Annotated in this window: 27 protein-coding genes; 12 read left to right on the forward strand and 15 right to left on the reverse strand. The window is 46.6% G+C overall.

Annotated features, from left to right (window positions below; genetic code table 11):
* The first annotated feature begins 123 nt into the window (after window positions 1-123).
* Window positions 124-1467, forward strand: a complete 1344-nt coding sequence (locus QUA20_RS12055) for an EAL domain-containing response regulator (protein ID WP_333189063.1) — start codon at window positions 124-126, stop codon at window positions 1465-1467.
* 247 nt (window positions 1468-1714) lie between these two features.
* Window positions 1715-2446 carry a response regulator transcription factor gene (locus QUA20_RS12060; protein ID WP_445304671.1) on the forward strand — a complete coding sequence of 244 codons (732 nt, stop codon included), beginning with the start codon at window positions 1715-1717 and terminating at the stop codon, window positions 2444-2446.
* 194 nt (window positions 2447-2640) lie between these two features.
* Here QUA20_RS12060 and QUA20_RS12065 read toward each other — a convergent pair whose 3' ends face one another.
* Complete coding sequence (locus QUA20_RS12065) at window positions 2641-3357, reverse strand: pentapeptide repeat-containing protein (RefSeq protein WP_172187799.1); 717 nt, start codon at window positions 3355-3357, stop codon at window positions 2641-2643.
* A gap of 191 nt (window positions 3358-3548) precedes the next feature.
* On the reverse strand, window positions 3549-4748 hold the full coding sequence (locus QUA20_RS12070) for a phosphoglycerate kinase (protein ID WP_333189066.1): 1200 nt from the start codon (window positions 4746-4748) through the stop codon (window positions 3549-3551).
* 184 nt (window positions 4749-4932) lie between these two features.
* Here QUA20_RS12070 and QUA20_RS12075 point away from each other — a divergent pair, with 184 nt between their 5' ends.
* On the forward strand, window positions 4933-5346 hold the full coding sequence (locus tag QUA20_RS12075; RefSeq protein ID WP_172187804.1) for a universal stress protein: 414 nt from the start codon (window positions 4933-4935) through the stop codon (window positions 5344-5346).
* A gap of 63 nt (window positions 5347-5409) precedes the next feature.
* Here the strand turns inward: QUA20_RS12075 and QUA20_RS12080 are convergent, their stop codons facing one another.
* Window positions 5410-5673, reverse strand: a complete 264-nt coding sequence (locus tag QUA20_RS12080; protein WP_333189068.1) for a hypothetical protein — start codon at window positions 5671-5673, stop codon at window positions 5410-5412.
* Here QUA20_RS12080 and ylqF point away from each other — a divergent pair.
* The gene (ylqF, locus tag QUA20_RS12085; protein WP_172187808.1) at window positions 5662-6516 is read left to right on the forward strand and encodes a ribosome biogenesis GTPase YlqF; all 855 of its coding nucleotides are present in this window, start codon (window positions 5662-5664) and stop codon (window positions 6514-6516) included. The two genes, QUA20_RS12080 and ylqF, sit on opposite strands and share 12 nt — an antisense overlap.
* A gap of 19 nt (window positions 6517-6535) precedes the next feature.
* Here the strand turns inward: ylqF and QUA20_RS12090 are convergent, their stop codons facing one another.
* Entirely contained in the window at window positions 6536-7351 is an 816-nt protein-coding gene (locus QUA20_RS12090; protein WP_333189069.1) for an MOSC N-terminal beta barrel domain-containing protein, read from the reverse strand.
* 391 nt (window positions 7352-7742) lie between these two features.
* On the opposite strand from QUA20_RS12090, the gene QUA20_RS12095 reads away from it, so the two are divergent.
* Window positions 7743-8429, forward strand: a complete 687-nt coding sequence (locus QUA20_RS12095; protein WP_333189070.1) for a carbonic anhydrase — start codon at window positions 7743-7745, stop codon at window positions 8427-8429.
* Window positions 8430-8551: 122 nt separating this feature from the next.
* Here the strand turns inward: QUA20_RS12095 and QUA20_RS12100 are convergent, their stop codons facing one another.
* A complete protein-coding gene (locus QUA20_RS12100; RefSeq protein ID WP_333189071.1) occupies window positions 8552-9739 on the reverse strand; it encodes a glycosyltransferase in 1188 nt (395 codons plus the stop codon).
* Window positions 9740-10037: 298 nt separating this feature from the next.
* Here QUA20_RS12100 and QUA20_RS12105 point away from each other — a divergent pair, with 298 nt between their 5' ends.
* Window positions 10038-10307, forward strand: a complete 270-nt coding sequence (locus tag QUA20_RS12105; RefSeq protein ID WP_333189072.1) for a GlsB/YeaQ/YmgE family stress response membrane protein — start codon at window positions 10038-10040, stop codon at window positions 10305-10307.
* A gap of 362 nt (window positions 10308-10669) precedes the next feature.
* Here QUA20_RS12105 and sppA read toward each other — a convergent pair whose 3' ends face one another.
* The 4 genes from sppA to QUA20_RS12125 all read right to left on the reverse strand — a co-directional run bounded on the left by sppA (window position 10670) and on the right by QUA20_RS12125 (window position 14525).
* Complete coding sequence (gene sppA, locus QUA20_RS12110) at window positions 10670-12490, reverse strand: signal peptide peptidase SppA (protein ID WP_333189073.1); 1821 nt, start codon at window positions 12488-12490, stop codon at window positions 10670-10672.
* Entirely contained in the window at window positions 12490-12654 is a 165-nt protein-coding gene (locus tag QUA20_RS12115; protein WP_333189074.1) for a hypothetical protein, read from the reverse strand. The genes sppA and QUA20_RS12115 overlap by 1 nt, the downstream gene beginning before the upstream one ends.
* Window positions 12655-12656: 2 nt before the next feature.
* On the reverse strand, window positions 12657-13706 hold the full coding sequence (gene fni, locus QUA20_RS12120; RefSeq protein ID WP_333189075.1) for a type 2 isopentenyl-diphosphate Delta-isomerase: 1050 nt from the start codon (window positions 13704-13706) through the stop codon (window positions 12657-12659).
* Between the two features lie 135 nt (window positions 13707-13841).
* On the reverse strand, window positions 13842-14525 hold the full coding sequence (locus tag QUA20_RS12125; protein ID WP_333189076.1) for an SDR family oxidoreductase: 684 nt from the start codon (window positions 14523-14525) through the stop codon (window positions 13842-13844).
* A 78-nt stretch (window positions 14526-14603) separates the two neighbouring features.
* Here QUA20_RS12125 and QUA20_RS12130 point away from each other — a divergent pair, with 78 nt between their 5' ends.
* Together QUA20_RS12130 and fghA are read left to right on the forward strand one after the other, a co-directional pair.
* The gene (locus QUA20_RS12130) at window positions 14604-15713 is read left to right on the forward strand and encodes an S-(hydroxymethyl)glutathione dehydrogenase/class III alcohol dehydrogenase (protein WP_333189077.1); all 1110 of its coding nucleotides are present in this window, start codon (window positions 14604-14606) and stop codon (window positions 15711-15713) included.
* Window positions 15714-15777: 64 nt separating this feature from the next.
* On the forward strand, window positions 15778-16632 hold the full coding sequence (gene fghA, locus QUA20_RS12135; RefSeq protein WP_333189078.1) for an S-formylglutathione hydrolase: 855 nt from the start codon (window positions 15778-15780) through the stop codon (window positions 16630-16632).
* A gap of 187 nt (window positions 16633-16819) precedes the next feature.
* On the opposite strand, the gene QUA20_RS12140 is transcribed toward fghA, so the two are convergent.
* Complete coding sequence (locus QUA20_RS12140; protein WP_333189079.1) at window positions 16820-17734, reverse strand: branched-chain amino acid transaminase; 915 nt, start codon at window positions 17732-17734, stop codon at window positions 16820-16822.
* A 282-nt stretch (window positions 17735-18016) separates the two neighbouring features.
* On the opposite strand from QUA20_RS12140, the gene QUA20_RS12145 reads away from it, so the two are divergent.
* On the forward strand, window positions 18017-18385 hold the full coding sequence (locus tag QUA20_RS12145) for a Lin0512 family protein (protein WP_333189080.1): 369 nt from the start codon (window positions 18017-18019) through the stop codon (window positions 18383-18385).
* 462 nt (window positions 18386-18847) lie between these two features.
* Here QUA20_RS12145 and QUA20_RS12150 read toward each other — a convergent pair whose 3' ends face one another.
* Both QUA20_RS12150 and QUA20_RS12155 read right to left on the reverse strand, forming a co-directional pair.
* Window positions 18848-19702: a DUF4142 domain-containing protein gene (locus QUA20_RS12150; RefSeq protein WP_333189081.1), complete on the reverse strand. Its 855-nt coding sequence runs from the start codon at window positions 19700-19702 to the stop codon at window positions 18848-18850.
* Window positions 19703-19770: 68 nt separating this feature from the next.
* Complete coding sequence (locus tag QUA20_RS12155; RefSeq protein WP_333189082.1) at window positions 19771-20895, reverse strand: hypothetical protein; 1125 nt, start codon at window positions 20893-20895, stop codon at window positions 19771-19773.
* 864 nt (window positions 20896-21759) lie between these two features.
* On the opposite strand from QUA20_RS12155, the gene QUA20_RS12160 reads away from it, so the two are divergent.
* Window positions 21760-22239, forward strand: a complete 480-nt coding sequence (locus tag QUA20_RS12160; protein ID WP_172185981.1) for a YqhA family protein — start codon at window positions 21760-21762, stop codon at window positions 22237-22239.
* Between the two features lie 200 nt (window positions 22240-22439).
* Window positions 22440-22682 (forward strand): ChaB family protein, encoded by a 243-nt coding sequence (locus tag QUA20_RS12165; protein ID WP_333189083.1) that lies wholly within the window; start codon window positions 22440-22442, stop codon window positions 22680-22682.
* Window positions 22683-22685: 3 nt separating this feature from the next.
* On the opposite strand, the gene QUA20_RS12170 is transcribed toward QUA20_RS12165, so the two are convergent.
* Both QUA20_RS12170 and QUA20_RS12175 read right to left on the reverse strand, forming a co-directional pair.
* The gene (locus QUA20_RS12170; protein WP_172185983.1) at window positions 22686-22850 is read right to left on the reverse strand and encodes a hypothetical protein; all 165 of its coding nucleotides are present in this window, start codon (window positions 22848-22850) and stop codon (window positions 22686-22688) included.
* A 163-nt stretch (window positions 22851-23013) separates the two neighbouring features.
* Window positions 23014-23268 (reverse strand): hypothetical protein, encoded by a 255-nt coding sequence (locus tag QUA20_RS12175; RefSeq protein ID WP_333189084.1) that lies wholly within the window; start codon window positions 23266-23268, stop codon window positions 23014-23016.
* 526 nt (window positions 23269-23794) lie between these two features.
* Here QUA20_RS12175 and QUA20_RS12180 point away from each other — a divergent pair.
* Window positions 23795-24514, forward strand: coding sequence for an SAM-dependent methyltransferase (locus QUA20_RS12180; RefSeq protein WP_333189085.1), 720 nt, complete (start codon window positions 23795-23797; stop codon window positions 24512-24514).
* 181 nt (window positions 24515-24695) lie between these two features.
* Here the strand turns inward: QUA20_RS12180 and QUA20_RS12185 are convergent, their stop codons facing one another.
* Window positions 24696-25796 carry an iron-containing redox enzyme family protein gene (locus tag QUA20_RS12185; protein ID WP_333189086.1) on the reverse strand — a complete coding sequence of 367 codons (1101 nt, stop codon included), beginning with the start codon at window positions 25794-25796 and terminating at the stop codon, window positions 24696-24698.
* Window positions 25797-25919 lie beyond the last annotated feature (123 nt).

Consider the following 25919-nt stretch of genomic DNA (forward strand, 5'->3'; position numbering starts at 1 on the left):
GAAAAAATTCAGCCATTTGGCTAATTATTTATTGGTTAATTGGCCGAATTACTAATTCGTTAGTTTGAGTATGCTAAAGTTAGTCAGGTTCAGATATATAGTGCCATCTGTTATCTAATTATCATGCTCAAAATTTTGGTGATTGAAGACGACGAATTAATCCGGGAAACTCTTCTGCAACTCCTGGAATCTCACAGCTACCGGGTCATTGCGGCCGAAAACGGTCGAGCTGGGGTGCAGATGGCACTTTCGGAGATACCTGATTTAATTTTGTGCGATGTCCAGATGCCGGAACTCGACGGTTATGACGTGTTGCGGACTCTGCGGCAAAACTCGCTAGCTGCAACAATTCCATTTATTTTCCTCACGGCTCAAAGTGATAAAACCGATTTTCGTCGGGGGATGGATTTGGGGGCAGACGATTACCTGACAAAACCGTTTACCAAGGCTGAATTGCTGGGAGCGATTGCTTCTCGCGTCTTGAAACGGCAAACTATTACTCAACCGCTGACAGTTGCGCTTCACCAAGCAGAAGCCAGACTCAAAGATTTAGTTAACGACTCGACCAAGGTTACGACTCTCTCTCCTGAAAAGTTTGCTCTCGAAGCTTTGCTGCGCCATGCTTTGGCACAAGGTGAGTTTCAGGTATACTATCAGCCCCAGGTGAATATTGCTACCGGCAAAGTTATCGGCGCCGAAGCTTTAGTGCGCTGGCAAAATCCCGATCGAGGAATAATTTCTCCCTGCGAATTTATTCCATTAGCAGAAGAAACAGGTTTAATTATTCAGATTGGCGAGTGGGTACTGCTTTCAGCTTGCGCTCAAGCCGCTAGTTGGCTGGCTGCAGGGTTTTCGCCCTTTACAATATCAGTAAATTTGTCGGCTCGGCAGTTGTCAGACCCGGAACTCAAGGCGCGAATCGTCCAAATATTGGAAACTACAGGCTTGGAGCCTGCTAATTTAGAATTAGAAATGACCGAAAGCGCTTTGGTAGAAAATGCGACAGTAGCAGGCGCTACTTTAAACCAACTTAAAGCTCTAGGAATTCGGATTGCTATTGATGACTTCGGCACCGGTTACGCTACTTTAGGATATCTCAAGCAATTTGCTTTTGACAGTTTAAAGATCGATCGAATTTTCGTCCGTAATGCCAATGAAGATACTCAAAATGCTGCTATTACTACAGCAGTAATTTTACTGGGTCATAGTTTGAATATGACAGTAATTGCTGAGGGAGTAGAAACAGAAGCAGAACTAGATTTTTTGAAAGAACATCAGTGCGATATCATGCAGGGCTATCTGTTCAGCCGCCCCGAACCAGCAGCGATAATTGAAAGTATGTTGGTTGCCGACCCGGGTTTTTTCGCGCAGCCCCCAGCAGCACCTGCTCGCGTTGTCCCTTTTGTACCTGTGTCCGAACCAGAAAAATCTAAAAACCTTTCTATGTCGGGTCTAGGAATAGTTTAAGTATCACCAAGATTTCTGTATAATACAAAAAAATGCTTTTTTTTACCTTGTATTTTATGCATAAAAGTTGACGTTCTATCATAAAAAATTGTAGCTTTTTTGGAGAGATGAATTCAAGAAGGAAATTTTAGCCCAACATTCCTTAACTTCTTCCCATTTTATGCGATCGCGCCTGTAATTCGACTATTGGAGCAATTGTGGCGTTTTGAAATTGCGAGCTTTTATCAAGTTGCAGCAGGTAAACTAATTGAAGTTCCTACTTTGGGAGCCGCAGTTTCAAGAACTGTCCAACTGGATTTGGTGCGAGCCTTTCATGGAAAGAATATTAGTAGTTGACGACGAAGCAGACTGTCAAATAGTCTTAGCAATGTACCTGGAAAGCCAGGGATACCGGGTTGAATGCGCTAATTCCGGGCTTGAGGCGCTCTCGATTTTTGAGAATGCCCCCCTAGATTTGGTAATTTCAGATGTCATGATGCCCGAAATGGACGGGTTTGAGTTTTGCCGCCGCTTGCGAACTACACGTTTGGGACAGTTGGTGCCGTTTATATTTTTGTCAGGTCAAGGCGAGATTGAGTCAAAAGTTGAAGGTCACTCGATCGGCGCTGACGATTATCTGGTAAAACCTTTTCATTCTGAAGAAATGTTAGCTAAGGTGAAGGCGCAGTTAGAGCGCTCTCACCGCATTCACGCCGAGATTGTGCGACTCCTTCAAACTTCTACTGCTAGGGCGGTGGAGCCAAAAGTTGTGGCAGTATTGCCAGCACCTGCACCTTTGCCTTTAACACCAGCCGAGGAAAGAGTTTTTTGGGAAGTTATTCAGGGTTATACTAACAAACAAATTAGCGATCGGCTGTTTATTAGCCCCCGGACTGTGCAAGCTCATTTAGGCAGCATTTTCAGCAAATTACAGCTAGAAAATCGGGCTCAGCTTGTGAGATTTGCCCTAGAAAACGGATACAAACCACCCCAAACTTAGCTCAGCTCTGATAATGTCCGGCAAATTACTTACGATATCTCCCAAGAGAACGGAACGAAGCGAAGTCAAGCAATCCCAGGGGCTTAAGATTGCTTGCGTCTGCTGCGGACATGATATAAACCTAGGGCGCGGCAGCCAGTCAAAAACTGCCGTAGCTGCCACATTAATCGCGGCTGACGCACTCAGCGGGCCGATTATTCCAAATTCAAAACACAATAAGGAAAATTAGTTATCACGCAAACCCCCGGCCCCAAATTCGTACCCCGCAAGTTGGCACGTTCCAAATCAGCCTGGCGCACGTTATTAGCCGCATCGATATTTGTACCGCTCAATTGAGCCCTCGGAAGCCGAGTATTTGACAAAATAGCATTCTGCAAATTAGTATCGCGCACATCCGCAAAAGACATATCCGCTCCGCTTAAATTTGCACGGTTTAAATTAACCCTAAACAGCAGCGATCGCCTCAAATCGGCATTCGATAAATTAGCTTGTAACAGATAAGCTTCACCCAGATTCGCATTAAAAAGTTTAGCACCGCGCAAATCAGCACTCGTCAGATTCGCTCGCCCCAAAAAAGCATTAGACAAATCCGCATTTCGCAGATTAGCACCATTCAATTCAGCACCGTACATCTCGGCGTTGATTAAATTAGCGTTAGACAAATTAGCATCACTTAAATCCGCTTCTAACAAATTAGCTTCATAGAGATTTGCTCCGCTTAAATCGGCTCCTCTTAAATTAGCTCTGTACAAGCTAGCCTTGAATAAATCAGCATTTCTCAAGTCACAGCCTTCGCATTCATTACTTTCCAGCAATTGCCTGACATGATCTGGATTTTGAGCTTTAACGGGAGCTGCAAGCCAAAACAAAGCTAAACTTGCCGTTACAGTTGCCAAGATTTTAAGTTTCACAAACAAACCTCACTGCTACTTCGGATTAATTATACTAGCAAACTGTAGAAGTTAAACCCATGTCCTTCTCTCTTTTCTCTTGCTCTGCGTTCTTTGCGCCCTCTGCGGTAAATCCTCAAAAAACTGATTCGCAGCCACTGATTTAGACCTGCTTGCAGCAAGGCGGGCTTGGCCCGCCCTACTTAACTTAATTAAGCCTCATCTAAAGCAGCAACACCAGGCAATTCCTTACCTTCGAGCAGTTCCAAACTAGCACCGCCACCAGTGGAAATGTGGCTCATTTGTTCGCCTAAATTCAACTGTTCCACAGCCGCCACCGAGTCACCCCCACCGATAATTGTGGTAGTACCAGTTTTAGTAAGTCCAGCCAAAGAATGAGCAATACCTTCAGTTCCAGCAGCAAACTTCTCCATCTCAAACACGCCCATCGGCCCGTTCCAGATTACCGTTTTGCAATCGGCCAAAGCATCTTGGAAAGTTTTTACTGAATCCGGGCCGATATCCAAACCCATCCAACCTTCCGGGATGCTTTCTACAGGAACAGTTTGAGTGTTAGCCGCCGCATCAAACTTATCAGCAACTACCACATCAGTAGGTAACAGAAAAGTAACTCCCCGTTCCTTCGCCTTCTCTTCCAAAGACTTAGCCAGTTCCAGCTTGTCATCTTCCACCAAAGACTTGCCAACGTTCAAGCCGCGAGCTTTGTAGAACGTGAAAACCATGCCGCCGCCCAACAGCAGTTTGTCGCACTTTTCGAGCAGTTTTTCAATGACTCCAATCTTGCTAGAAACCTTAGAACCGCCGATAATAGCAGCCAAAGGACGCTGGGGATTGTCGATCGCACTGCCGAGATATTGCAGTTCCTTCTCCATCAAAAACCCAGCCACAGAAGGACTCAGATACTTAGTAACGCCCTCAGTAGAAGCGTGAGCCCGGTGAGCCGTACCAAAAGCATCATTGACATACAAATCGGCCACAGAAGCTAACTTCTTAGCAAATTCTGGGTCGTTTGCCTCCTCCTCTGGGTAGAAGCGCACATTTTCCAGCAAAAGCACATCGCCATCTTGCATCGCCTCGACTGTAGCAGCGACTTCATCGCCGATGCAGTCGTCAGTCTTTTTGACCTCTTTGCCCAACAATTCCGACAGCCGCTTAGCAACCGGAGTCAAGCGCAACTTCTCCGTCACACCCTTGGGACGCCCGAAGTGGCTGCACAAAATGACCTTAGCACCCTTGGACGCTAAATCTTGAATTGTCGGCAGAGCAGCCCGGATGCGAGTATCATCGGTGATACTGCCGTTGTCGAGCGGCACGTTAAAGTCCGCCCGCACCAATACCCGTTTGCCCGATAAGTCCGATGCCGATAAATTTGCTACAGTTTTTTTGGTCACAGGATTAACCTCCTAATATGGGTGTTTTTGTCTAATTCCGTTGAAATGGCGGCACTTGTCACTTGCACTTGGAGCCTCGGACGCATTCAACCGCGTCCGTACAAAAAACGGAAGATGAAACAAACGGCACTGATTGGCTCAACGTAAACATTTTATCGGAGTCCGCGTCCGGGAGATGCGCACTATGTTCAAGACTGTCTTATTTCCTGTCGATCAAAGCCGAGAAGCCCGCGAAGCCGCGGAAAAGGTTGTCAATATTGTGAAAACCTACACTTCTCGTTTAGTTATTCTTTCGGTAGTCGAACCCCCAGCCGAGGAGGGTGCCACCCCACCGTCAGAGGTGATGAGTTCCCCGGAAGCAGTCGCCAAACTGCTGTCTGAGGCCCAATTGATGTTTTCCCAGCAGGGAATCGAAGCTGAAATCATTGAGCGAGAAGGCAAACCGGCTTTCACGATTTGTGATGTAGCTGACGAAATTGGGGCCGATTTGATTGTGATGGGCTGTCGGGGGATGGGTTTAACCGATGATGGGGCGTCTGACAGCGTTACCAATCGGGTGATCAATCTGTCTCCTTGTGCAGTTTTGATTGTGCCTTAAGGAAGGAAGGAAGAAGGAAGAAGGAAGAAGGAAGAAGGAAGAAAGAAAACTCTTTCTTATTACTTATTTCCAGTAGTGTAAGTTAGATGCCCAACAGCTTACTTCTGCCATTTTCCTGATTCCCTCCTTCCTTCGTGCCCTTAAATCCGTTACACTCATCCGTTCCCTGATTATTTCTTGATTCTTCCCTCTTCCTTCTTCCTTCTTCCTTCTTCCCTCTTCCTTCTTCCTTCTTCCCTCTTCCTTCTTCCTTCTTCCTTCTTTCTTCTTCCTTCTTCCTTCTTCCTTCTTCCTTCTTCCTTCTTCCTTCCTATTATGAAAATTCACTGGTATCCCGGTCACATTGCCAAAGCTGAACGGGCATTAAAAGAACAGCTAAAGCGGGTAGATGTGGTGCTCGAAGTCCGAGATGCCCGCATTCCATTAGCTACTTACCACCCCCAAATGCCGAGTTGGGTGGGCGGCAAGGCGCGAGTATTGGTCATCAACCGCATGGATATGATTGCGCCTCGCGCGCGCGAGGCGTGGGAAACATGGTTTGAGGCCCAGGGGGAAACTGCGTATTTTACTAATGCCGAACACGGTCAAGGAGTAGACGCTGTGGCGGATGCCGTGCAGAATGCTGGGGTGCAGCTAAATAAAAGAAGGTTCGATCGAGGTATGCTGCCCCGTCCAGTCCGTGCAGTGGTGATGGGCTTTCCAAATGTCGGAAAATCTGCTTTAATTAATCGCCTGTTAGGGCGGAGAGTGGTGGACAGTGCCCGCAGAGCTGGAGTAACTAAATCGCTCCGATGGATTCGCATTTCTGACGAAATTGAATTATTAGACGCCCCCGGAGTCATCCCAACCCGCATTAACAATCAAGAAAATGCCATAAAATTAGCTATTTGCGAAGATATTGGCGAGGCAGCTTACGACAATCAGGTAGTAGCGGCAGCGATGGTAGATTTGCTCCAAGGGCTGGAGGCGGCTGATGAGACGTTGATATCACTATCTGGTTTCAAATCCAGGTATAAATTAGATGCAGCCTCTAGTAATGGTGAAGATTATTTGCACGAGGTAGCAAAAGACAAGTATAAAGGAGATGTCGAACGAACGGCGCGGCAAATGTTAAACGATTTTAGAACGGGTGTGTTGGGTCAGCTTACTTTGGAGTTGCCACCGGCTTGATCGGACTCGTGCCATACAACTAATCAGGAATGGTATTAAAGAGGGATTTGCTGGCGCTACTAATTTGAACTTCGTCTCCTATGTGTAATATTTTTCCGGCTGCTTGACCCGAGACTCGCATACTAACTATCAGTCGATTAAAGTGATTTAAAGACCCTCTCTTTACCAAGTCAGGCATGATTTCCTCCTGCTTGGCTTTTAGTAGATTTTGAAAATTTGTATCGGTTGCTTTCGGGGCATAATATGGCGGACATCGGATACAGGGGTGACCGAGATTAATAGCTTCAAATATTACAGTCCCTATTTTCAACGTGACTAATTCATTGGCTTCTGGGAAAAGTTGGTCTTCCCAAAAAGCCGGGACATCTCCTATTTCAATATTAGCTCGCAAGCGATGGCGCATTTCGTTAACGGAAACTCTCGGAAACCAAGATGCAACTTCGGCGATTGTTTCGGTACTTATTATGCTTGGCCCGGGCGCAGCGGTATCGTCGGGAAAGCCTGTCAGCAAGTTTTCCATTAACTTGACGGGGAAACCGAAGTAGTTGCTCAACCAATATTCTATCCCTGGGCGTTCTCTATCTACATGAAAAAAAATTTCTTGTTCGGTGTCTTGTATTTTTATGCCGGCCATTCTCTTTTGGATGTCAAAGGATAAGCGCAGAAAATGGACTCCGCTGTTGCGCTTAGTGTTAACAAGTTCTCCTGCTTCATCGCAGATTGCAAAAGAGCGATCGCCTTCTAGAGCTCCGCTGGCAAGAATAGTTGCTTGACTGACAGCTATGCCGTCAAGGGACTTGACCGGATAGATATGGATACTGGCGACGTAAGACATTTCGATCCATTGATAAATAATTGTAGTTTTACAATAGTCCCGACTGTTTTTAGTTCGTAGTCTGAAACCCGCGATTTTCCGTTGGTAGCGAACTTGTCGAATCGCCTTGAAACCCTTTTTCTACGGTTGGCAATCAAAAACTGTCCGAAGTATTGGTTTGAGATACATTTTAGCATCCCCTGCCTACAGAAGGATGACCGCAGTTGCCTTTAGGAAATAAAATCTGAAATAGAAAGGGGCAAATTTTTGGAATTTTTAAGTTTAAATTTTGCTGTAGCTACTTGTAAAAAAAAAGTAAAGAAGTAGGGTTCAGCTTGTGGTATATCTTATGCTATAAAACACCCAAAATTAAACCGAGTTGCAAGCAATGACAGAAAGCGGAAGAAGAGATATGATTTCGCGACGCAATTTAATGTTGAAGGCTGGTACAGGGATGCTGGCGGCAAGCTTTGCACCTGCGCTTTTGCAAGCTCAACCCGCAAAGGCAGAAGCAATCTCTGATATTACTCCCGACGGTGCTCTCAAGAAATTGATGGAGGGGAATCAACGCTACATTGAGCAAAAACGGACATTTCCCGACCAAGCTCGATCGCGAATTGTAGAAGTAGCAGAGGGTCAACATCCGTTTGCAACGATCCTGGCTTGTTCTGATTCGCGGGTTGCGCCCGAAATTATTTTCGACCAAGGATTAGGGGATTTGTTTGATATCCGAGTAGCTGGAAATTTTCTCGACGATGTGGTTCTCGGGAATATGGAATATGCCGCAGTAGAACTAGGCGTGCCGCTATTAGTAATTCTGGGTCACGAACGCTGCGGTGCTGTTAAAGCAGCTTTAGATGGCAAAGCTGTGCCGGGTCACATTAGCACTTTGGTGGCGGCGATTAAACCCGCAGTTGATACCACAAAAGGTGTCCAAGGCGATGCCTGGGATAACGCAGTCAGAGCTAATGTGAAAATCAATGTAAATAAGTTACAATCCTCGTCGCCTATTTTAGCTGAAGCAGTCAAAGCGGGCAAGCTTAAAGTTGTTGGGGGCCGCTACGATTTGGATAGCGGCAAAGTAGAGATAATTGCTTGATTTTGCTGGCATCTCATATCTGGGGATATTTTTTAATGAACAGGCTTTCCGGCCTGTTCCACAATCCGAGAATTTGATTGTGGGGTGGGCATCTTGCCCGCCCATAAAAGCCATAATTTCAGTTACATTAAACCCATTTCTTGCAGTCCCCGGCGCAGGCGTTCTGCTTCAAATGGGCGGCGCTGTTCGTGAAGGGCGATCGCTCTTTTGAATTCGGCTAAACTTTCTGGCATTTTGCCAATTTTCAGCAGCGCTACTGCCAAGTTTTGATGAGCTTCGGCGTGTTCTGGAGCGATTTTGATCGCTTGTCGGTAATAGGCGATCGCATCTGCTAAATTTCCGGCTGCCTTCAACGTCAGTCCTAAATTGTAGTGACCTGTGGCAAAACTGGGGTCAATTTTTAAAGCTGCTTTGTAAGCTTTTTCAGCCGATTTCAAATCTCCTTCATCTTTGAGCAAATTGCCCAAATTATTGTAAGCGCCCAACTTGAGCGCCGGAATCACATCTGTATTAATTGCCGCTTGATAGTGTTCTTTGGCTTTAACAAATTGCTGCTGCTGGCGATAAGCAATTCCCAAATGATAGTTGAGTTCGTAAACAATAGAATCATCAATTGCCGCAGCAGCCAAGCCCCTAGTTAATAAATCTATTCCCCGACCAATTTGCCCTATTTCTACATACAAAGCGCCTAATTTGCTACAAGCATAAGCATCGTTTGGATAATAAGCGATGTAGCGTTCCATTGCTGCTTGAGCTTTTTGGAATTTACTTTTTGCTGCGATCGCATCTTTTTGATAACCAGAGTGCCAAATCGCCACATCGGGCAGAGAAGCTATTTTCCAGGTTGGTTCCCTATGCAAAATCTCAGCCACGCTGTCGTCTACCATTGCGTGATAAGGGCGAGAAAAGCGGATGTCGGGGCGATTGCGAAACAATCGAGACACTAGGGAATAGGGAGATTGAGAGGCACCGATTTCTTGGCGGATGAGATTTATTAGGAGCAGCCGATCGCTCTGAATGCCCTCCTTAATTTGAGGTAAAATCTGCGGTACCAAAACCTCGTCGGCATCCAACACCAAAATCCAGTCGCCCTGGGCGTGCTTCAGACACTCGTTGCGCGCCGCTGCGAAGTCGTCGCACCATTCAAAGTCATAAACCCTCGCGCCATATCCTCTGGCAATTTCACGGGTGCGATCGCCCGATCCCGTATCCAACACCACTATTTCGTCCACAACACCCTTAACGCTGTCCAAAGTCCTCGACAGTGTTGCCTCTTCATTCTTCACAATCATGCACAGAGTCAGATCCATCGGGCGCAAACTTTCCTCGTTTCACAAAATTATTGTAATTTTTTTACCAGTAAAACACAAAAAGTCCCAGAAAAAATTCTCCTATTTCCTTTTTGCCTTGAGCATAAGTACCTTTCTTCCCTAGAAAAAGTGGGTTAACTCTTTTGAGGTATTAAAAAGCCTCAAACTCGGACGATTCCTCAGAAATCCTACCACTTTCGATTCTTCCCTACGGTAGAGGTAAGGACGGGAGAGCAGTTGTTATTCTAAGAACATAAGACAGAGAACGAAAAAAGTTAAGCATTCAGGAGAAACGGAAATGGGAATTATTGCTTGGATTGTTTTAGGACTGATTGCCGGTGCGATCGCCAAAGCCATTTATCCGGGAACTCAAGGCGGCGGTTTTCTGGCCACAACAGGTTTAGGAATTTTGGGCGCGCTAGTGGGAGGTTATTTAGGTCAACTCTTTGTGGGGACTAGCGGTGGAGCTTCCTTCGGAGCATTGACTCTACCCAGCATAGCTTTTGCCGTAATAGGTGCGATCGTTCTACTTTTCATCTGGGGATTGTTAACTCAGCGTGCTGCATAACAAATATTGCCAATTCTCAGTCGATCGACTTAGGGTATTCATAAACCCGGTTTCTAGAAGAAACCGGGTTTTTCAGTGGTTTGTAGGGTGCTTCAGCCTACTCATACCAAATCCGCGTTAAAAACCGCGATCGCACTCAGCGTTTGAAACGGTTCAAGAGTCAAACTTTCGTCAGAGCTCACATCTTGCACCATTCTCAAGAACAGGCTTTCCGGCCTGTGAAGCGAAGACGGAGTTTTCTTGTGGGGCGGGCAGGATAGCCCGCCCGCAAAAGGCTTATTGAGAATGGTGCAACATCTCAGTGCGAGCAGAGGGGGACTGAAGAATAAAGGGGTAAAAATCCCGGATTTGGTATCAATTAATTAATCAATCCGCAAATTAAAAGGCAAGCGAACATAAATCCCCTGCGGGTCGTTCATCGACCCGATCGCAGCCAATTCATCCTGCATTTTCTTAACTTCAGCAGTCAGTGGGTCGAGTTTGGTGGCTGGTTTCAAAACGCGAACGCCTGAAAGTCTTTCCAAAATTCGCTCCTCGAAACTGCGGCGTTTTGGATATTCTTCCAACTGCCAATTGTCGCCGAGTTTAGCTTGCTTCGCCGCCTCTCTGACAGCATCTTCAAGGCCGCCAATTTCATCGACTAAACCCAACTGTTTCGCGGCCGTACCCGACCACACCCTGCCTTGAGCAATTTCTTGTACCTTGTTTTTCGGCAGTTTGCGGGAGTCGGCGACTTTAGTAATAAATCGATCGTAAATGCGATCGACTATTCTCTGAATATTCGCCAATTCTTGAGGATTTTTCGGGCGGGAAACCGTGTTAGTATCCGCAAAGCGGCCGGTTTTCACAACGTCCCAAGTCAGGCCGTTGTTAGCAGCCAACTTTTGGGCGTTGAACAGCATTCCAAAAACGCCGATAGAACCCGTAATCGTATTCGGTTCGGCAAAAATGCGGCTGGAACCCATCGCAATCCAATAGCCGCCGGAAGCTGCTAAATTGCCCATCGAAACGATAACTGGTTTCTTTTTGCCCGTCAGCATAACTTCGCGCCCGATGACTTCGGCCGCCGTCGCGCTGCCTCCGGGACTGTTGACCCGCAAAACTACTGCTTTTACGTCGTCATCTTCTCGAATTTTCCGCATTTCTTGAGCGATGCGATCGCCTCCTACTTGAGTCGGGCCCCCTTCGCCGTCTACAATCTCTCCCTCGGCGTAAAGTATAGCAATTTGGTTTTTCTTGTCAGCGCGAGTTGAGTTTTTATCGTCAGCAATTCTGGCGTAGTTTTTCAAACTAATTTGCTTGAAAGATTTGTGTTCGCGATCGGTTCCTGTCAGTTTTTTAAGTTCGCTCGCAATTTCGTCAAAGTATACAACTTTATCAACTAACTTGCTTTTGAGAGCTTCGTCAGCCATCAAAGTTCCGCCCTTATCTGCAACCGCTTGCAGTTGGGGAACGGTCACTTTACGGTTCGGCCCGACAGTTTTCAGGTATTCTCCCCACATATCTCCGAGCAACTTTTGAGTTTGCTGGCGATTTTCGGGACTCATTTTTGTGAGCAAAAACGGCTCAACGGCTGACTTGTATTTGCCGACACGAGTCACTTGAACTCCCAAACCGTATTTCTCCAAAGCACCGGTGAAAAACATTGCCTGACTGCTAAAACCGTTGAGTTCCAAAGCCCCGTAAGGATTGATTGCAATTGTATTAGCAACGGAACCGAGGTAATAATCTCGCTCGCTCCAGTCCATCTGGTAAGCAAAAATGGGTTTTTTGGCATCTCGGAAACGCTGCAATGCCGATCGAACTTCTTTGAGATTGGCAAATCCGCTGCTGCTCGAATCAGAGCTGCCTTCGAGATAAATGCCAACTATTTTCGGGTCTTTTTTCGCAGATTCGATCGCGTCTAAAACAGTCCGCAGCGTCACTGTATCGCCGGAATCCTCCGAAAGCACTTCTTCAATCGCCGCGCCAGTGCTGCGGCTAGGTTTGCTGTCAGTGATATTTAAAGAAAGGTCTAATACCAATACAGACTTATCTTTAACTTGCGGGCCTGAATCTTTAGACGACGATGCCGCCAGAGCAATTAGCAGTACCAGTCCCCCCAATCCGATGCTGCCCAGCAGCAACAATCCGAGGAAGGTTCCCAGCAAACTTGCACAGGTATATTTTAGGAAATCTTTCATTAGATAATTGGTAATTGGTAATTGGTAATTGGTAATTGGTAATTAGTAATTGGTAATTGTAATTGGTAATTGGTAATTGGTAATTGTAATTGGTAGCAACTCACAAATAACAAATAACAACTCACCACTGCCAACTGCCAACTGCCAACTGCCAACTGACTCACTTTTATCTTAACCTTTCCAAAACCCCAGAATGTTTTAACTGTCCCAAGTTAGCGCAGCCCGTACAGAACATCACGGTGGCGATTTCTGCAATTAAAACCTCAGCTAGAAGGCCTGCGGCTGATTCCGATTCCGCTGCGGCTTGTAGAAACGGCCGCGCCAGTCCCGCGATATCCGCGCCGAGGGCGAGGGCTTTCGCTGCATCCAACCCATTCTGCAAGCCTCCAGAGGCAATCAGAGGAACATCCGGCGCTACGGCGCGGGTGCTGACAATGCACTCGGCTGTCGGTATTCCCCAGTCGGCAAAAGTTGTGCCCAACCTGCGCTGCTTGCTATCTTTAGCTCGCTTTCCTTCTATTTTTGCCCAAGAAGTGCCTCCGGCCCCGGCAATGTCGATCGCATCTACTCCCGCGGCGAGCAATTTCTTTGCCATGTTCCCTGAAATACCGTTGCCGACTTCTTTAGCAATAACTGGTACTGGTAATTTATCGCACAATTTGGCGATTTTATCTAGGAGTCCTTTAAAGTTAGTATCGCCTTCGGTTTGAACGCACTCTTGCAGCGGATTTAGGTGCAAAATTAGGGCATCTGCTTCGATAATATCAACAAGTTTTTGGCACTCTTCCAAACCGTAACTGTAGTTTAATTGAACTGCTCCGATATTGGCAAATAGCAGAATATCTGGAGCGCGGCGACGGACGGCAAATGTAGGAGCTAGTTGAGGTTTTTCTACGATGATTCGCTGGGAACCGACTCCCATTGCCAGTTTGTATTCTTGAGCAACATCGGCGAGGCGATAATTGATTGTCTGAGCTAATTCTGTGCCGCCGGTCATCGAGGAAATTAGCAGGGGAACGGCTAGTGTTTTGCCGAGAAATGTGGAGGTTAAATCAATTTCAGTGCGATCGAGTTCTGGCAAACAGCAGTGAGCAAAACGGTAGCGTTCGAGGCCGCTGGTAGTTTCGCGAAATTGTACGTCTTCTTCGAGGCAGATCCGCAGGTGGTCTGCTTTGCGGGTTTCGGTTTGCGACGGGGAGGTTAGCGGCAAGTTCACAGTAGCTATTTGGGGAAAGAGTTGTGATTTGGGAATATAGCAATTTTATTTCATTTTTGAATTTTTTAATGAACCGCAGAGGGCGCAGAGGAAAAGAAAAGAGAGATGTTCGCAAATTCTGCAATGGTTGCTGTATTATCCAGGAACGGTCAGCGGCTTTCCATTATCTGAAGGTTTCAACTTCAACAAAAAAGGAACTGCTTTTTGCACCCATGCTTTGACTGACGTGTAACTTGCCGCATCTTCTCCGAAAGAAATTTCCAGCATATCCGTGTGAATTATCCCCGGATTCAAAGGAACCGCCGCCATACCTCCGGGCAATTCTTGAGCGAGCGATCGCGTAAGTCCTTCTATCGCCCACTTAGAAGCGCAATAGGGCGCAACTTCCGGCGATGTTGACCTTCCCCAACCAGAACTCAAGTTAACAATTATGCCGCTTTTTCGAGCAATCATTGCCGGGACAAAGTGACGAATTACATTAGCAGTACCTTTAATATTAACATCAATTACCTGCGAAAATTCTTCGTTACTAACATTCCAAAGAGGGGCGAGATGATTAGTTACACCTGCATTGTTAATGAGCAAATCTGGGGGCGAGTAGTTGGCCAGCATTTCTGTTGCCCAAGCTTTTACGCGATCGTCGTTGGCGACATCCAAACAAGTAAAATTGTGGGGCGAACTATATTTTTGGTTGAGCTTTTCCACTGCTTCGGAAGAACGGGCGCATCCCAAAACTGTATGTCCCAATTCAATAAACTTTTCGGTCAGGGCAAGACCAAGACCGCGACTGACTCCGGTAATTACAATTAATTTTGTCATAGATTTGCTGAATTTTGAGATTAAGTAATACAATACATATTTACTGGTCTGTTGACAAATCGATCGCAGGGGGAAAGCATGAAAGTAAAAGCAGCAGTTGCTCGCAGTGCCGGCAAACCTTTGAGCATTGAAACGGTTGATCTAGATGGGCCGCAGGCTGGAGAGGTGTTGGTGGAAATTAAAGCCACTGGTGTTTGTCACACTGACGCTTACACTCTTTCCGGCGCCGATCCTGAAGGTTTGTTTCCTGCTATCTTAGGCCACGAGGGAGCCGGGATAGTCGCAGAAGTTGGGGCGGGAGTAACGAGTGTCAAAGTGGGCGATCGAGTAATTCCTCTATACACTCCCGAATGCCGAAACTGTGAATATTGTTTGAGCGGCAAAACTAATCTCTGTCAAGCAATTCGCGTGACTCAAGGCCAGGGAGTGATGCCCGACGGCACGAGCAGGTTTTCTATAGACGGACAGAAACTTTACCATTACATGGGAACTTCTACCTTCGCTAATTATACAGTATTGCCGGAAATTGCAGTAGCAAAAATTCGCGAAGATGCTCCTTTTGATAAAGTTTGTTTGATCGGTTGCGGCGTAACAACTGGCATCGGCGCTGTCATCAATACGGCGAAAGTAGAGCCTGGTTCTAATGTGGTAGTTTTCGGTTTGGGTGGCGTGGGTTTGAATGTAATTCAAGCGGCTCGCATGGTGGGAGCTAACATGATTGTCGGCGTAGACATGAATCCCAACAAGCGAGAGATGGCGGAAAAATTCGGCATGACTCACTTTGTCAATCCCCGCGAAGTCGAAGGCGATTTAGTGCCTTATTTGGTAGATTTAACCAAAGGCGGAGCTGATTACAGTTTTGAATGTATCGGCAACATTAATGTCATGCGTCAAGCTTTGGAATGTTGCCACAAAGGTTGGGGCGTGAGCGTAATAGTCGGGGTAGCAGGAGCAGGTCAAGAAATTAGTACCCGCCCGTTTCAGCTAGTAACTGGCAGAGTCTGGAAAGGTACGGCTTTCGGGGGGGCAAAAGGCAGAACTGATGTTCCTAAGATTGTTGATTGGTATATGGACGGTAAAATTGATATTGATAGTTTGGTATCTCGGGTAATGCCGATCGAACAAATTAACGAAGCTTTTGATTTAATGCAAAAAGGCGAAGTAATTCGCACAGTTTTGACTTTTTGAAGGAAGAAGTTCGGCAACGGATTTTGTAACGGATGTAATACAGATTAATTCCCAATTTCCAATTATGCTCTCTGAATCCCTAAAACTGCAAAAAGAATATAAAAGTTTCGGCGGCCAAATAGGCTTTTACAGTCATCAATCCTCCGCTTGCAACAGCGAGATGAAATTCGCGGTTTATCAGCCGCCGCAAGCTTTATCTCAACCCGTACCTGTTTTGTATTTCTTATCAGGTTTAACCTGCACGGAAGAAAACTTTATGGCAAAAGCGGGAGCGCAACAATTTGCGGCAAAATACGGGTTAATGCTGGTTGCGCCCGACACTAGCCCGCGCCAGACTGGTATTCCTGGGGAAGATGACGATTGGGATTTAGGAAGTGGTGCGGGTTTTTATGTTGATGCGACAGCCGCACCTTGGAAGGCTCACTATCGAATGTACAGTTATGTGGTTGATGAATTGCCGAATTTAATCGCCGAAAATTTTCCAGCGCTACCGGAAAAACAGGGAATTTTCGGTCATTCGATGGGCGGACACGGGGCGTTAATTTGCGCTTTGAAAAATGGATCTCGCTATCTTTCAGTTTCCGCTTTTGCGCCTATTTCCGCGCCAATGCGCTGCCCTTGGGGACAAAAAGCTTTTGCAAACTACCTCGGCAGCGACCAAGAGATTTGGAGGGCTTGGGATGCTAGCGAATTGGTTGTGGCAGCACCATATAACCGCCCGATTCTGATTGACTGCGGCACTGCTGATTCGTTTCTTGCTGACGGGCAGTTGTTGCCGGAAGTGTTCGCGGAAGCTTGTGCAAAAGCGGGACAGCCGCTAACTTTAAGGATGCAGGAAGGTTACGATCACAGCTATTATTTTATAGCGAGTTTTATGGAGGATCACATTCGGCATCACGCGACTGTTTTGTGCGGGTAGTTCCTAGCAGGAAGCAGGCAAGATGCCTGCTCCACAACAACTGGTTCTTAGGCTCTGCCTGGGAACCGATATCCAGAGGCTCTGCCTCGAATGGCTGCCATGAAATGTGGAGGCAGAGCCTCCAGATCTGCTTTACCAGGCTCTGCCTGGTAACCAGTGAACTCGCTTCTACGACAGGTATTTTCGGTTAATTAAGATCGATCGGAAATACCCAGTCTTTATACTTGCTGTCGCGATTTTCGATAATCCCGGTTAGTTTGTCCAAAATCTTTTCGGTGATGGGTCGGTTTTTGGGCAATTGATAGTTTTCTACTCGGTTAATTGGCGTAATTTTGGCTGCGGTTCCGCAGAGGAAAATCTCGTCTGCAATCAACAGTTCCGATCTATCAACTGGTCTTTCTGTGACTTCAATTCCTAAGTCTCTGGCGATAGTTATAACGCTGTCTCTGGTAATTCCTTCGAGAATATCTTGCTCGAAACCGGGAGTAATTAATTTACCGTTTCTGGCGACAAATATGTTCATTCCTGAAGCTTCGCTGACTTTTCCCTGAGTGTTCATCATAATTGCTTCGTCGAAGCCGGATTCTACTGCTTCTGTTTTGGCTAAAGCTGAGGTGATGTAGGCGCCGCTAATTTTACCTCTTAAGGGCAAACTGCGGTCTTCTTGGCGGTACCAAGAGCTAATTCTACAGTTGACTCCTTGTTTGGGCAAATAGTCTGAGAGTTCTAATCCGTAAACAAAAAAGTCGGTTTCTACGTTGTGCAGTCTGGGGGCAATTCCTAAACTGGATGTGTAGACGAAAGGGCGGATATAAAATGATTTTGTTGGCTGGTTTTTATGGACAAAATCAATGATTATTTGTTGGATTTTGCTGGCTGGCAAATCGCAGTGGAGGAAGCTGGCACTTTGACTTAATCTTTGACAGTGGCGGTCTAATCTAAATAGCAAGATTCGATCGGCATTTTGGGGGTCGGGAATTCCCCGCAACCCGCCTAAAACTCCGGTTCCGTAGTGCAGTGCGTGGGTGGCTATGGAAATTTTGGCGTCGGTAAATGGGAGAAATTGGTTTTGAAAGTAGGCAATTGGCAGAAAACTATCCATGATTCAAGCTGGCGATGAGTTTTGCAGTCCGCGAGGAATGGTGAATTTGGTTATATTACCATAAGTTATACCATTTTAGATTTGAGATTAAAGAATTGAAGAATTGGAAATGACTGATTCGATATAAGTTTGGAACGCGCACAGTTGCATTGTTTTTTTAACTGGGATTATTATCTGGTTATATCTATTTATAAAATAATATCAAGAGCGGTCTGTTTGGTTGATAATTGTTTTGGGGAAAAGTGCGATCGACTACAAACAAAAATCAACCAAAGGGCAACTATGGCACGCAAATGTTTCATCATTGAAATGGGGATGGGTATAGACCAGCACGGGCAGGAACCGACTGTAGCCTGTGCAAGGGCTGTACGGAATGCGATCGCCAATAATGCTCTCCTAGGCGTCTGGGAAGTGGCAGGTTTGAGCGACCCCAATCAGATGATTGTTGAGGTTAAGGTCGCCGTTCCTTACCCGGAACAAGTGCGCGCCGAAGAGGTGTTGGCGGTGCTACCTTTTGGCAGCAAAACTCTGATTGTGGAGCAAGGGGGCATGATTGTCGCAGGAAGGGCGATCGCCTCTCTGAATGATAAAAATGATGAAATGCTAATCGCTGTGGCGGCTGTGAGTGTTTTTGTGGACACTCAGGATTAACTAATTTTTTGTTGTTTGAATAAATCGCCCGCTCGAACTTTTTTGTTTCCGCGATCGGGCGATCGCCTGTCTGTTAAAAAACGATTAATTTAGACTAAGTTGTTGTAGGGTGCTCCAGAGAGTTCGCATGAAATACCGTAGAAAATCTGAGGCTTTGAGGCATCCTACAATAGGTCTGTTGCACGCTAAGGCTTATTTGCGCCTACCTACTTAATTTTAAAGTTTTAATTGATAATTTTTAATTTCTCAGGCGACCGGGTATGTAAGCAATCCAGCAAAACCCTACGATTAATAACAGCCAGGTTGCTGTAATATTGTTGCCCAACAAGCTGCGGAGAAAATCTTCCATTGTTCTCAAAAATTATAGGGTTTAAAAGAATTTATTGCTCTTCCCTCTCGGAACACAAAAGGTAGAGTCCGATCGCGTTTTAGGCGATCGGACTCTACCTCTTCTACTTCATATTATGGCTGGCTGGTATCTGCCAACATTTGGTTAACCATTTGCAAGTGCGCCTGAAGGTTCGGCAACTTCTGGGTAGCCCAAGCCTTCAAGTCGGGATCTTGTCCCTGTTGAGATTGAGCCTGAAACAGAGCAATAGCCTGATTGTGGCTGTCGATCATCGCTTGCTTGTAAGCAGTGTCAAAACTTCTACCGGAGAGTCCCGAAAATCGATCGGTCAAAGCTTTGTTCTGGCTGCTCATTTCGGTTGGCAGTTCTACGCCTTTTTGCATTGCTAACTGCATCAGTTCTTGATTTGCCTGCGTGTGTTCATCAACCATTTCTTGGCCGTACTGTTTCACACCAGCACTAGAACCGCGCTGCACTGCCAATCTGCCGAGCTGCACTTCCAGCATACCAGTTTGAGCTGCTTGCATAACAAATGTTCTGTCTCTGCTGCTGAGAGAATTAGGCGAAGTTTCGCCACCTCTTGGACTGTTGGGAGAACGGCCGGGATTGTTGTTGCTGGGGGTATTTGGGCCGTTGGGAGAACTACCGTCGGGACTGTTGTTGCTGGGGGTATTTGGACTGTTGGGAGAACGGCCGGGATTGTTGTTGCTGGGGGTATTTGGACTGTTGGGAGAACCACCGCCGGGACTGTTATTGTTGTTGGGATCGCTAACAGGAGAGTCAGGAGGATTAAGATTGTTGGAATCGTTTTGAGCAAGATCGAAAACTCGATCGCCCGACTGGCTCAAGCCGTGAGTCTGGCGGTTTAATTCTGCGAATCCGGGCACAGCTATCAAGGAACTAACGCCGGCAATTCCGGCAACAGTAACCAATTTTTTGAACAAACTTTTGCGATTAAGTGAAGTCATGAATTTCTAAGCCTCTAAGTTTTCAAAATTACGTAAAGCAAAGCTATCCGGTAGGGAATCGCCCGAAACTAGCGCTGGGACGGTGTACTGCCTTTCCGAAACAAGTTGATCAAACCAAACGCGCCCAAGGCTCCCAGCCACCCCAAATTGTTGGGGCTATCGCGCCGAGCACTCAAAACTCCAGAATTAGTATCAGCCGGCGTCGATGTAGTACCGGTTGTACCCGTTGTACCCGTTGTACCAGTGCCACTCGTACCGGTTGTACCCGTTGTGTCTGTACCGGTTGTACCAGTTGTACCCGTTGTGTCTGTACCTGTTGTACCGCTTGTACCCGTACCTGTCGTACCTGTTGTACCGCTTGTACCGGTTGTACCGGTTGTACCCGTTGTGTCCGTACCGGTTGTACCGCTTGTACCCGTGCCACTCGTACCGGTTGTACCCGTTGTGTCCGTACCTGTCGTACCGGTTGTACCAGTGCCACTCGTACCGGTTGTACCCGTTGTGTCCGTACCTGTCGTACCGGTTGTACCAGTGCCAGTTGTACCCGTACCTGTCGTACCGGTTGTACCGCTTGTACCCGTGCCAGTCGTACCCGTTGTATCCGTGCCAGTCGTACCCGTTGTACCCGTTGTACCCGTTGTATCCGTGCCAGTCGTACCCGTGCCAGTCGTACCGCTTGTACCGCTTGTACCCGTACCAGTCGTACCGCTTGTACCGCTTGTACCCGTACCAGTCGTACCGCTTGTACCGCTTGTACCCGTGCCAGTCGTACCGCTTGTACCGCTTGTACCCGTTGTACCCGTTGTACCCGTTGTACCCGTTGTAACCGTTGTACCCGTTGTACCCGTTGTGTCCGTGCCACTCAAACCGCTTGTACCGCTTGTACCCGTGCCCGTTGTACCGGTTGTACCCGTGCCAGTCGTACCGGTGCCAGTCGTACCCGTACCGGTTGTACCCGTGCCAGTCGTACCGGTTGTACCGCTTGTGCCAGTCGTACCGGTGGTACCGCTTGTGCCAGTACCACTTGTGCCAGTACCGCTTGTGCCAGTACCGCCTCCAGTACCGCCGCCAGCACCGCCACCAGCACCGCCGCCTCCCGACTGGGCTGAAGCAGGCACTGCTAACGAAACCGTTGCTAAACCTAAAGTACAAGCGCTTGCTAAAACAACTTTCAACAACTTAGAAGATTTCATGGTAATGCTTGCTTTTGTGTAGAGTCCTGCGATCGCTTCTGATGCCAAAACCGCAGGGTCAAATTGACAGCGTAACGTGCAACTTTTCTAACCTGTGCTGCGGGATAATGAAGGTAAAGGAGCCAATTTAGTCCCGTTTCCTCGATTATTTTTCCCTGATACATTAGACCGCAGCGTTAATAGTTTATAAGCTATTACGTATCGTTCAAGTGCGCCATTCATCTTTAGGAACATTTGGCAAAATGGCGTTTTATTTCAGGTGGTAGATGATATCTGATTGGGCGGCCGACTAGCTAAATCAAAACTTGCACGCGGGGGATATAAACCGGGTTTATCTGAAAAATTTTGGGTTGAGTAACGAGACATATACCAATCAAGCGGGTTTCTCAGACAAGCGCCCGGCTCTTGCTATAAATTTTCCCCGGCTGCTGGTGCTTTGAGGCAGAAATTCTTGATTTTCTCTCCGTCAATTTTGGCTTAGCGCTCCGCCAGATGAGTTAGTTTAAAATTTTTTTGATCGCTATTTTTCCTTAACTTGCTGCTGGCAATTTGGGCACTCGCAGAATACCGCTCAAACTTTCCCAGGAAACAAAATTATCTCAAAAAGCCCGATGTGCTGCTCATAGTCCCAGACCGCCTACAACCCTGCAACAGCAAAGCTTTTGACTAGCCTTTGAGTTGCGTAAAACAGGCAGGCGAACTGAGGGGTATCCAACTCGAACCCGCGCCACATTAAATTAACCAGCGGCGGCGCACTCGTCAGAATTGCTTGTGAGTGCGATCGGGCAAACTCTGATATAGTAAAGCCAAAACTATGCCAGAGAGCGCTTGTTCTCTAACACATTTTCCAACGAGACATCAACTATGCTGCATCGAATTCTTGCCAGAAGTCGCTATCTAATGTTAATCGCTGTATTCGGTTGTTTTGCAGCGTCTGTGACGCTTTTGATGTACGGTGCCCTGGAAACCGTCATTACCATCGGCTACACAGCTACAGTAGCGGTTTCCAGCGAAAACTCGAAACAACTGATTCTGTCTTGCATCGAAGTTGTAGATTTGTTTCTCCTCGCCACAGTATTTTACATTACTGCACTCGGACTTTACGAGCTGTTTATTGACGAGCGCATCAAAGTACCACACTGGCTGGAGATTCACACAATCGACGACCTAAAAACCAAACTCACTAGCGTGATTGTAGTAGTGTTGAGTGTATTGTTTCTCTCGGAGGTAGTTAAATGGAACGGCGCGACAAACATCCTTCCCTTGGGAGCGGGTATCGCTTTAGTAATCGCTGCGCTGACGTATTTTCTAAATTCGCAAGTAAAAAAGCCGAAGTCAGATTAATGGCTGTTTGAGCAGGGAAATTAGCCAAATCCCGCTGAACCAGCAACGGCAATCTAATTGCATTATTACCTCACAATAAAGTTAATGTTACATCTGCCTTCGGACTGATAAAAATGCAATTTTAAACTTGCTTTTAGAGAGAGGAGGTAGTTGCTTCGAGTATATAAGATAGAATTTATGTTTGATAATAGGAAACCATTATGCCAGAACAACAATTTGATACCCTACCTTCAGAAGCACAAGAACTACCCGAAGGAGCGCAGCATATTTTTCAGGCTGCTTTTAAAAGCGCTAGCGAAGATGGAATGAGCCAAGATGCTGCTACTCGCGTGGCTTGGAACAGCGTAAAATCTGAATATGTTCAAGGCGAAGGTGGCACGTGGCATCACAAGGGCGACGATACTAACCAAACCCGCAAATCTGTACAGTCTGGTGGCAATTAGTTATCAGCCATTAGTAATATCGTGTCCGCTAACATAACCCCTATCTGCGGTGTAGTGAGGGCTTCCTTCCTCAATTTTTGATGAGAACGAAGAGTCCTCACTACCAACCAATTGCAGTGACGTTATTCTAGCGGGCATGATATCATCAGTCATTAGCAAAGCAGTCATCACTTGTGGTTAATGCTTTACGTTGATAGCTGTGGGAATCGCTGTCGTACAGAAGTTAATGCAGGGTGTTAATCGGCTGGCGCATATCCCATTGCAATTCCGCTAAAACGATCAAGTTAAATACTATTACGGCTTCCGTAAATAGGAAATACCAACCGCCAGTTTAAGGCACAAGCAAAATGCCAGATACATGAAAGAAAGTTGCAGCTAAAAGCGCGCGCGATCGCACTGCCCATCCCGTCCAAATATAATAGCCGATTCCGCTCATTCCCAACCACAGGGGACAGAGATTCGCCAACACTTTTCCCCAACTCAAAAAAATGGTCAAATCGGTCAGCCGCAATCCTAATAACATCAGTATTACCCAACGGTAAAGCAGCCAAGTCAGGCGTTCTATTTTAATCCAAGAGTATGTCATGCTTACCCTTGCTGCTGTACCTACGAGGCTTATTGTTGACCGCAAACCTGCTTGCAGCATCCAACTCACAGGAAAAAATTGTGCTGTGCCGAAGATGGGTATTAAGAGCAAGATCCACAGCAGGCAAGCTAGAGCGAGGCAAGTATAAAATTTTGAATAAAATAGATATTTGCTAAGGGGAAACTGAACGTGCCAAAGCCCTTCTCAATCCTAAACGGCGTTAATTTGTTTGGGTCGTAGAGGTGAAACTGAATAATTTAAGAAGGTTATGTTTGACAAGATTAAAATTAATAATTAGTGGCTCATTTACCTACTCTTTTAAGATTAATCGATATTAAGATAATTGCTATCTGCCAAACGGATTAATTTTGTAAATTTGACGATATATCGGCAGTAAGAGTTATTTAATTTCAATGTAAAACCGGAAGAGTTCGATTATAAAAATTTAGAAAATAGCTCTTGCGACAGATTGCTGGAATATTACTTATTCGATACTTTGAAAATAGTCAACTTTGTTACAGAATTTATGCTCACTTCATCCCATCCTCTGAAACAGGTATTCCACTGCCCGGAAGAATCTGATTTTTACGCGCACTGCTTGGAAACTTTAGTGTTAAATGCCAGCGACAATTCTCGACTTATCGTAGAGTTTGGTTCAGGAGAGGGAAGTCCTGTTATTAAGTCTTTGCTGAGAACTGATTTTGATGGCACAATACAGGGATTTGAGCTAAATAATGTAGCTTGGAAAATTGCTCAGTCTCAAATTAAGGAATATGAACTGAGCGAAAAATACACCGTCAACAATTGCTCTTTTTTTGATTCGCCTTTATACGAGTCGGCCGATTGTGTAATCTCAAATCCCCCTTACTTGCCTGCGGTGGATGATAAGATTTACCAGCCGCTGTTGCACGGCGGGAGTGATGGTTCTACAATTGCTAAGAAACTTTTATCTTTGGGCTGCGATGAAGTTTTGCTGATGGTTTCTAGCTATTCTAATCCTGTGGGTTTGATAGATTATGCCTTGGATCGAGGCTACTCGGTTGCAAATTTTGAGATTGCACCTTTAACTTTTGGCTATTATAGTTCGGAACCCAAGGTGAAAAGCGCGATCGCCAGTCTGCGAGAACAGGGCATGGCTTTTTATTCGGAAAATATCTATCTGCTGGCTGGAGTTTTGTTTAAGAAACAGGAAAAGTCGCAAAGAGATTTGTCGATCGAGCTAATTCAGTTAATGACAGCATTTTAAAATACATCGCTGGTAGGGTGCCTCTGAGATGTTGCACCATTGTCAGCAACAGGCAAGATGCCTGTTCCACAAGAAGAAATACACTCTTTGTGGAACAGGCATCTTGCCTGTTCCTAAAAGGCTTATTGAAAACGCTGCAATATCTAGGGTGCATCAAAGACTGATGCACCCTAGATAGCTGTTAATTCCGTTCTGCGGCTTGGATCGATCGCACTACAGCAGCCGCAGCCCGATCGCCGATCGACTTCTCCTGATCGTACCCCAACACCAGCTCCCACGCTTCCTGTGGGTATCTATCAACCAGCGGGATCGCCACTTCATCCAACATCCAGCGCCCGTGACGCTCATCTTCTTTGATGTGCAGTTCCCAATAACCCATCGCAGCCTGCGAGAGACCCAGACGCTGGGCGGCGGCTAAATAATTGCGGTAAGCGACGGGCCCCGCCACCTCAAAATAAGTGAGTCCGCCGTTGTAACGCAGAAAATGGCGCTTGCGTTCCGTCAGCAGAAAGTTGTGATTGATGCTTGCGAGCACTTCCCAAGGCACTAAATCGAAGTACGCTTCCGGTTCCGTACTCATGTCGAATTCTGCCAGCATTTGAGCAAAAAAGGTCGAGTGCTTGCGGGGGAGACGACCGCCGCCGTATTCTTCGATCAGCACTCGGGTAAGGGTGCACTGAATTTCGTTGCCGGCGCCGCCGAGGATGCGAGAAAGGCGGCTGGCTTCCACTAAACCGTCGAAAGAGGCGATCGCCAGCAGGTGTTTGTATCCCTCTTCAGTCATCTGTTCCCGCTGGTAGCGATCGAGATCGGTTAGCGGAGGATCGACATCGGCGGTCGCGCGATCGCGCAGGGCTTGCTTGACATCCGGCAATTTTTGCAGCGCTGCAACGTCGATTTGCGCCAGTTCCCACTGCTGCCAAGGTTCCTCAATGCGATCGCGCACGGAACGCAAATAGTGCGATCGCTCGTTATTGTAGCGGCGCAAATCGTCGTACCAAAACAAGTTGAGGCGGTTGATGCGGTAAAGCACGCGCTGCAAGAAGCGGTGAGCGGCCTCATCGCCCGGTTCCTGTTGGTAAGCTGCTTGAATTGCGTAGGCGATCGCGCTTTCAAAATCGCTGACAAGTAACGGTTTTGCCGCCACCGTCTTGTCTAAATCCTCGACTTCTAGCAAATTGACAAATTGCCGATCGGCTGCTTCGTAATTTGGGGGTGCGGGTTGCTTTTTGGGAAGACTCGGCGAGTCTATTTTGGGGAGTAAATCTGCCGTATTTTGCATGGAATTAAGTTATGCTAACTCTAATTATTGTGCTGCCTGCCCAAACAGCCAACCGTTGCAGATTGCTGAGGATTCTGGCTAATTACTTTCAAGATAGCGAATCAGTCAGCCGTATACACCCTT

This window comes from Microcoleus sp. Pol7_A1 (genome assembly GCF_036701085.1).
GTDB classification, from domain to species: Bacteria; Cyanobacteriota; Cyanobacteriia; order Cyanobacteriales; family Microcoleaceae; genus Microcoleus; species Microcoleus asticus.

Excerpts from the sequence above, each read along its gene's own strand:
- fghA (WP_333189078.1), top strand. The coding sequence starts at position 15,778 with ATGCTCTCTGAATCCCTAAAACTGCAAAAAGAATATAAAAGTTTCGGC.
- QUA20_RS12185 (WP_333189086.1), bottom strand. The coding sequence starts at position 25,796 with ATGCAAAATACGGCAGATTTACTCCCCAAAATAGACTCGCCGAGTCTT.
- ylqF (WP_172187808.1), top strand. The coding sequence starts at position 5,662 with ATGAAAATTCACTGGTATCCCGGTCACATTGCCAAAGCTGAACGGGCA.
- QUA20_RS12180 (WP_333189085.1), top strand. The coding sequence starts at position 23,795 with ATGCTCACTTCATCCCATCCTCTGAAACAGGTATTCCACTGCCCGGAA.
- sppA (WP_333189073.1), bottom strand. The coding sequence starts at position 12,490 with ATGAAAGATTTCCTAAAATATACCTGTGCAAGTTTGCTGGGAACCTTC.
- QUA20_RS12100 (WP_333189071.1), bottom strand. The coding sequence starts at position 9,739 with ATGGATCTGACTCTGTGCATGATTGTGAAGAATGAAGAGGCAACACTG.
- QUA20_RS12130 (WP_333189077.1), top strand. The coding sequence starts at position 14,604 with ATGAAAGTAAAAGCAGCAGTTGCTCGCAGTGCCGGCAAACCTTTGAGC.
- QUA20_RS12175 (WP_333189084.1), bottom strand. The coding sequence starts at position 23,268 with ATGACATACTCTTGGATTAAAATAGAACGCCTGACTTGGCTGCTTTAC.
- QUA20_RS12160 (WP_172185981.1), top strand. The coding sequence starts at position 21,760 with ATGCTGCATCGAATTCTTGCCAGAAGTCGCTATCTAATGTTAATCGCT.
- QUA20_RS12155 (WP_333189082.1), bottom strand. The coding sequence starts at position 20,895 with ATGAAATCTTCTAAGTTGTTGAAAGTTGTTTTAGCAAGCGCTTGTACT.
- QUA20_RS12090 (WP_333189069.1), bottom strand. The coding sequence starts at position 7,351 with ATGTCTTACGTCGCCAGTATCCATATCTATCCGGTCAAGTCCCTTGAC.
- QUA20_RS12150 (WP_333189081.1), bottom strand. The coding sequence starts at position 19,702 with ATGACTTCACTTAATCGCAAAAGTTTGTTCAAAAAATTGGTTACTGTT.
- QUA20_RS12125 (WP_333189076.1), bottom strand. The coding sequence starts at position 14,525 with ATGACAAAATTAATTGTAATTACCGGAGTCAGTCGCGGTCTTGGTCTT.
- QUA20_RS12095 (WP_333189070.1), top strand. The coding sequence starts at position 7,743 with ATGATTTCGCGACGCAATTTAATGTTGAAGGCTGGTACAGGGATGCTG.
- QUA20_RS12170 (WP_172185983.1), bottom strand. The coding sequence starts at position 22,850 with ATGACTGCTTTGCTAATGACTGATGATATCATGCCCGCTAGAATAACG.
- QUA20_RS12165 (WP_333189083.1), top strand. The coding sequence starts at position 22,440 with ATGCCAGAACAACAATTTGATACCCTACCTTCAGAAGCACAAGAACTA.
- QUA20_RS12140 (WP_333189079.1), bottom strand. The coding sequence starts at position 17,734 with ATGGATAGTTTTCTGCCAATTGCCTACTTTCAAAACCAATTTCTCCCA.
- QUA20_RS12055 (WP_333189063.1), top strand. The coding sequence starts at position 124 with ATGCTCAAAATTTTGGTGATTGAAGACGACGAATTAATCCGGGAAACT.
- QUA20_RS12075 (WP_172187804.1), top strand. The coding sequence starts at position 4,933 with ATGTTCAAGACTGTCTTATTTCCTGTCGATCAAAGCCGAGAAGCCCGC.
- QUA20_RS12105 (WP_333189072.1), top strand. The coding sequence starts at position 10,038 with ATGGGAATTATTGCTTGGATTGTTTTAGGACTGATTGCCGGTGCGATC.
- QUA20_RS12145 (WP_333189080.1), top strand. The coding sequence starts at position 18,017 with ATGGCACGCAAATGTTTCATCATTGAAATGGGGATGGGTATAGACCAG.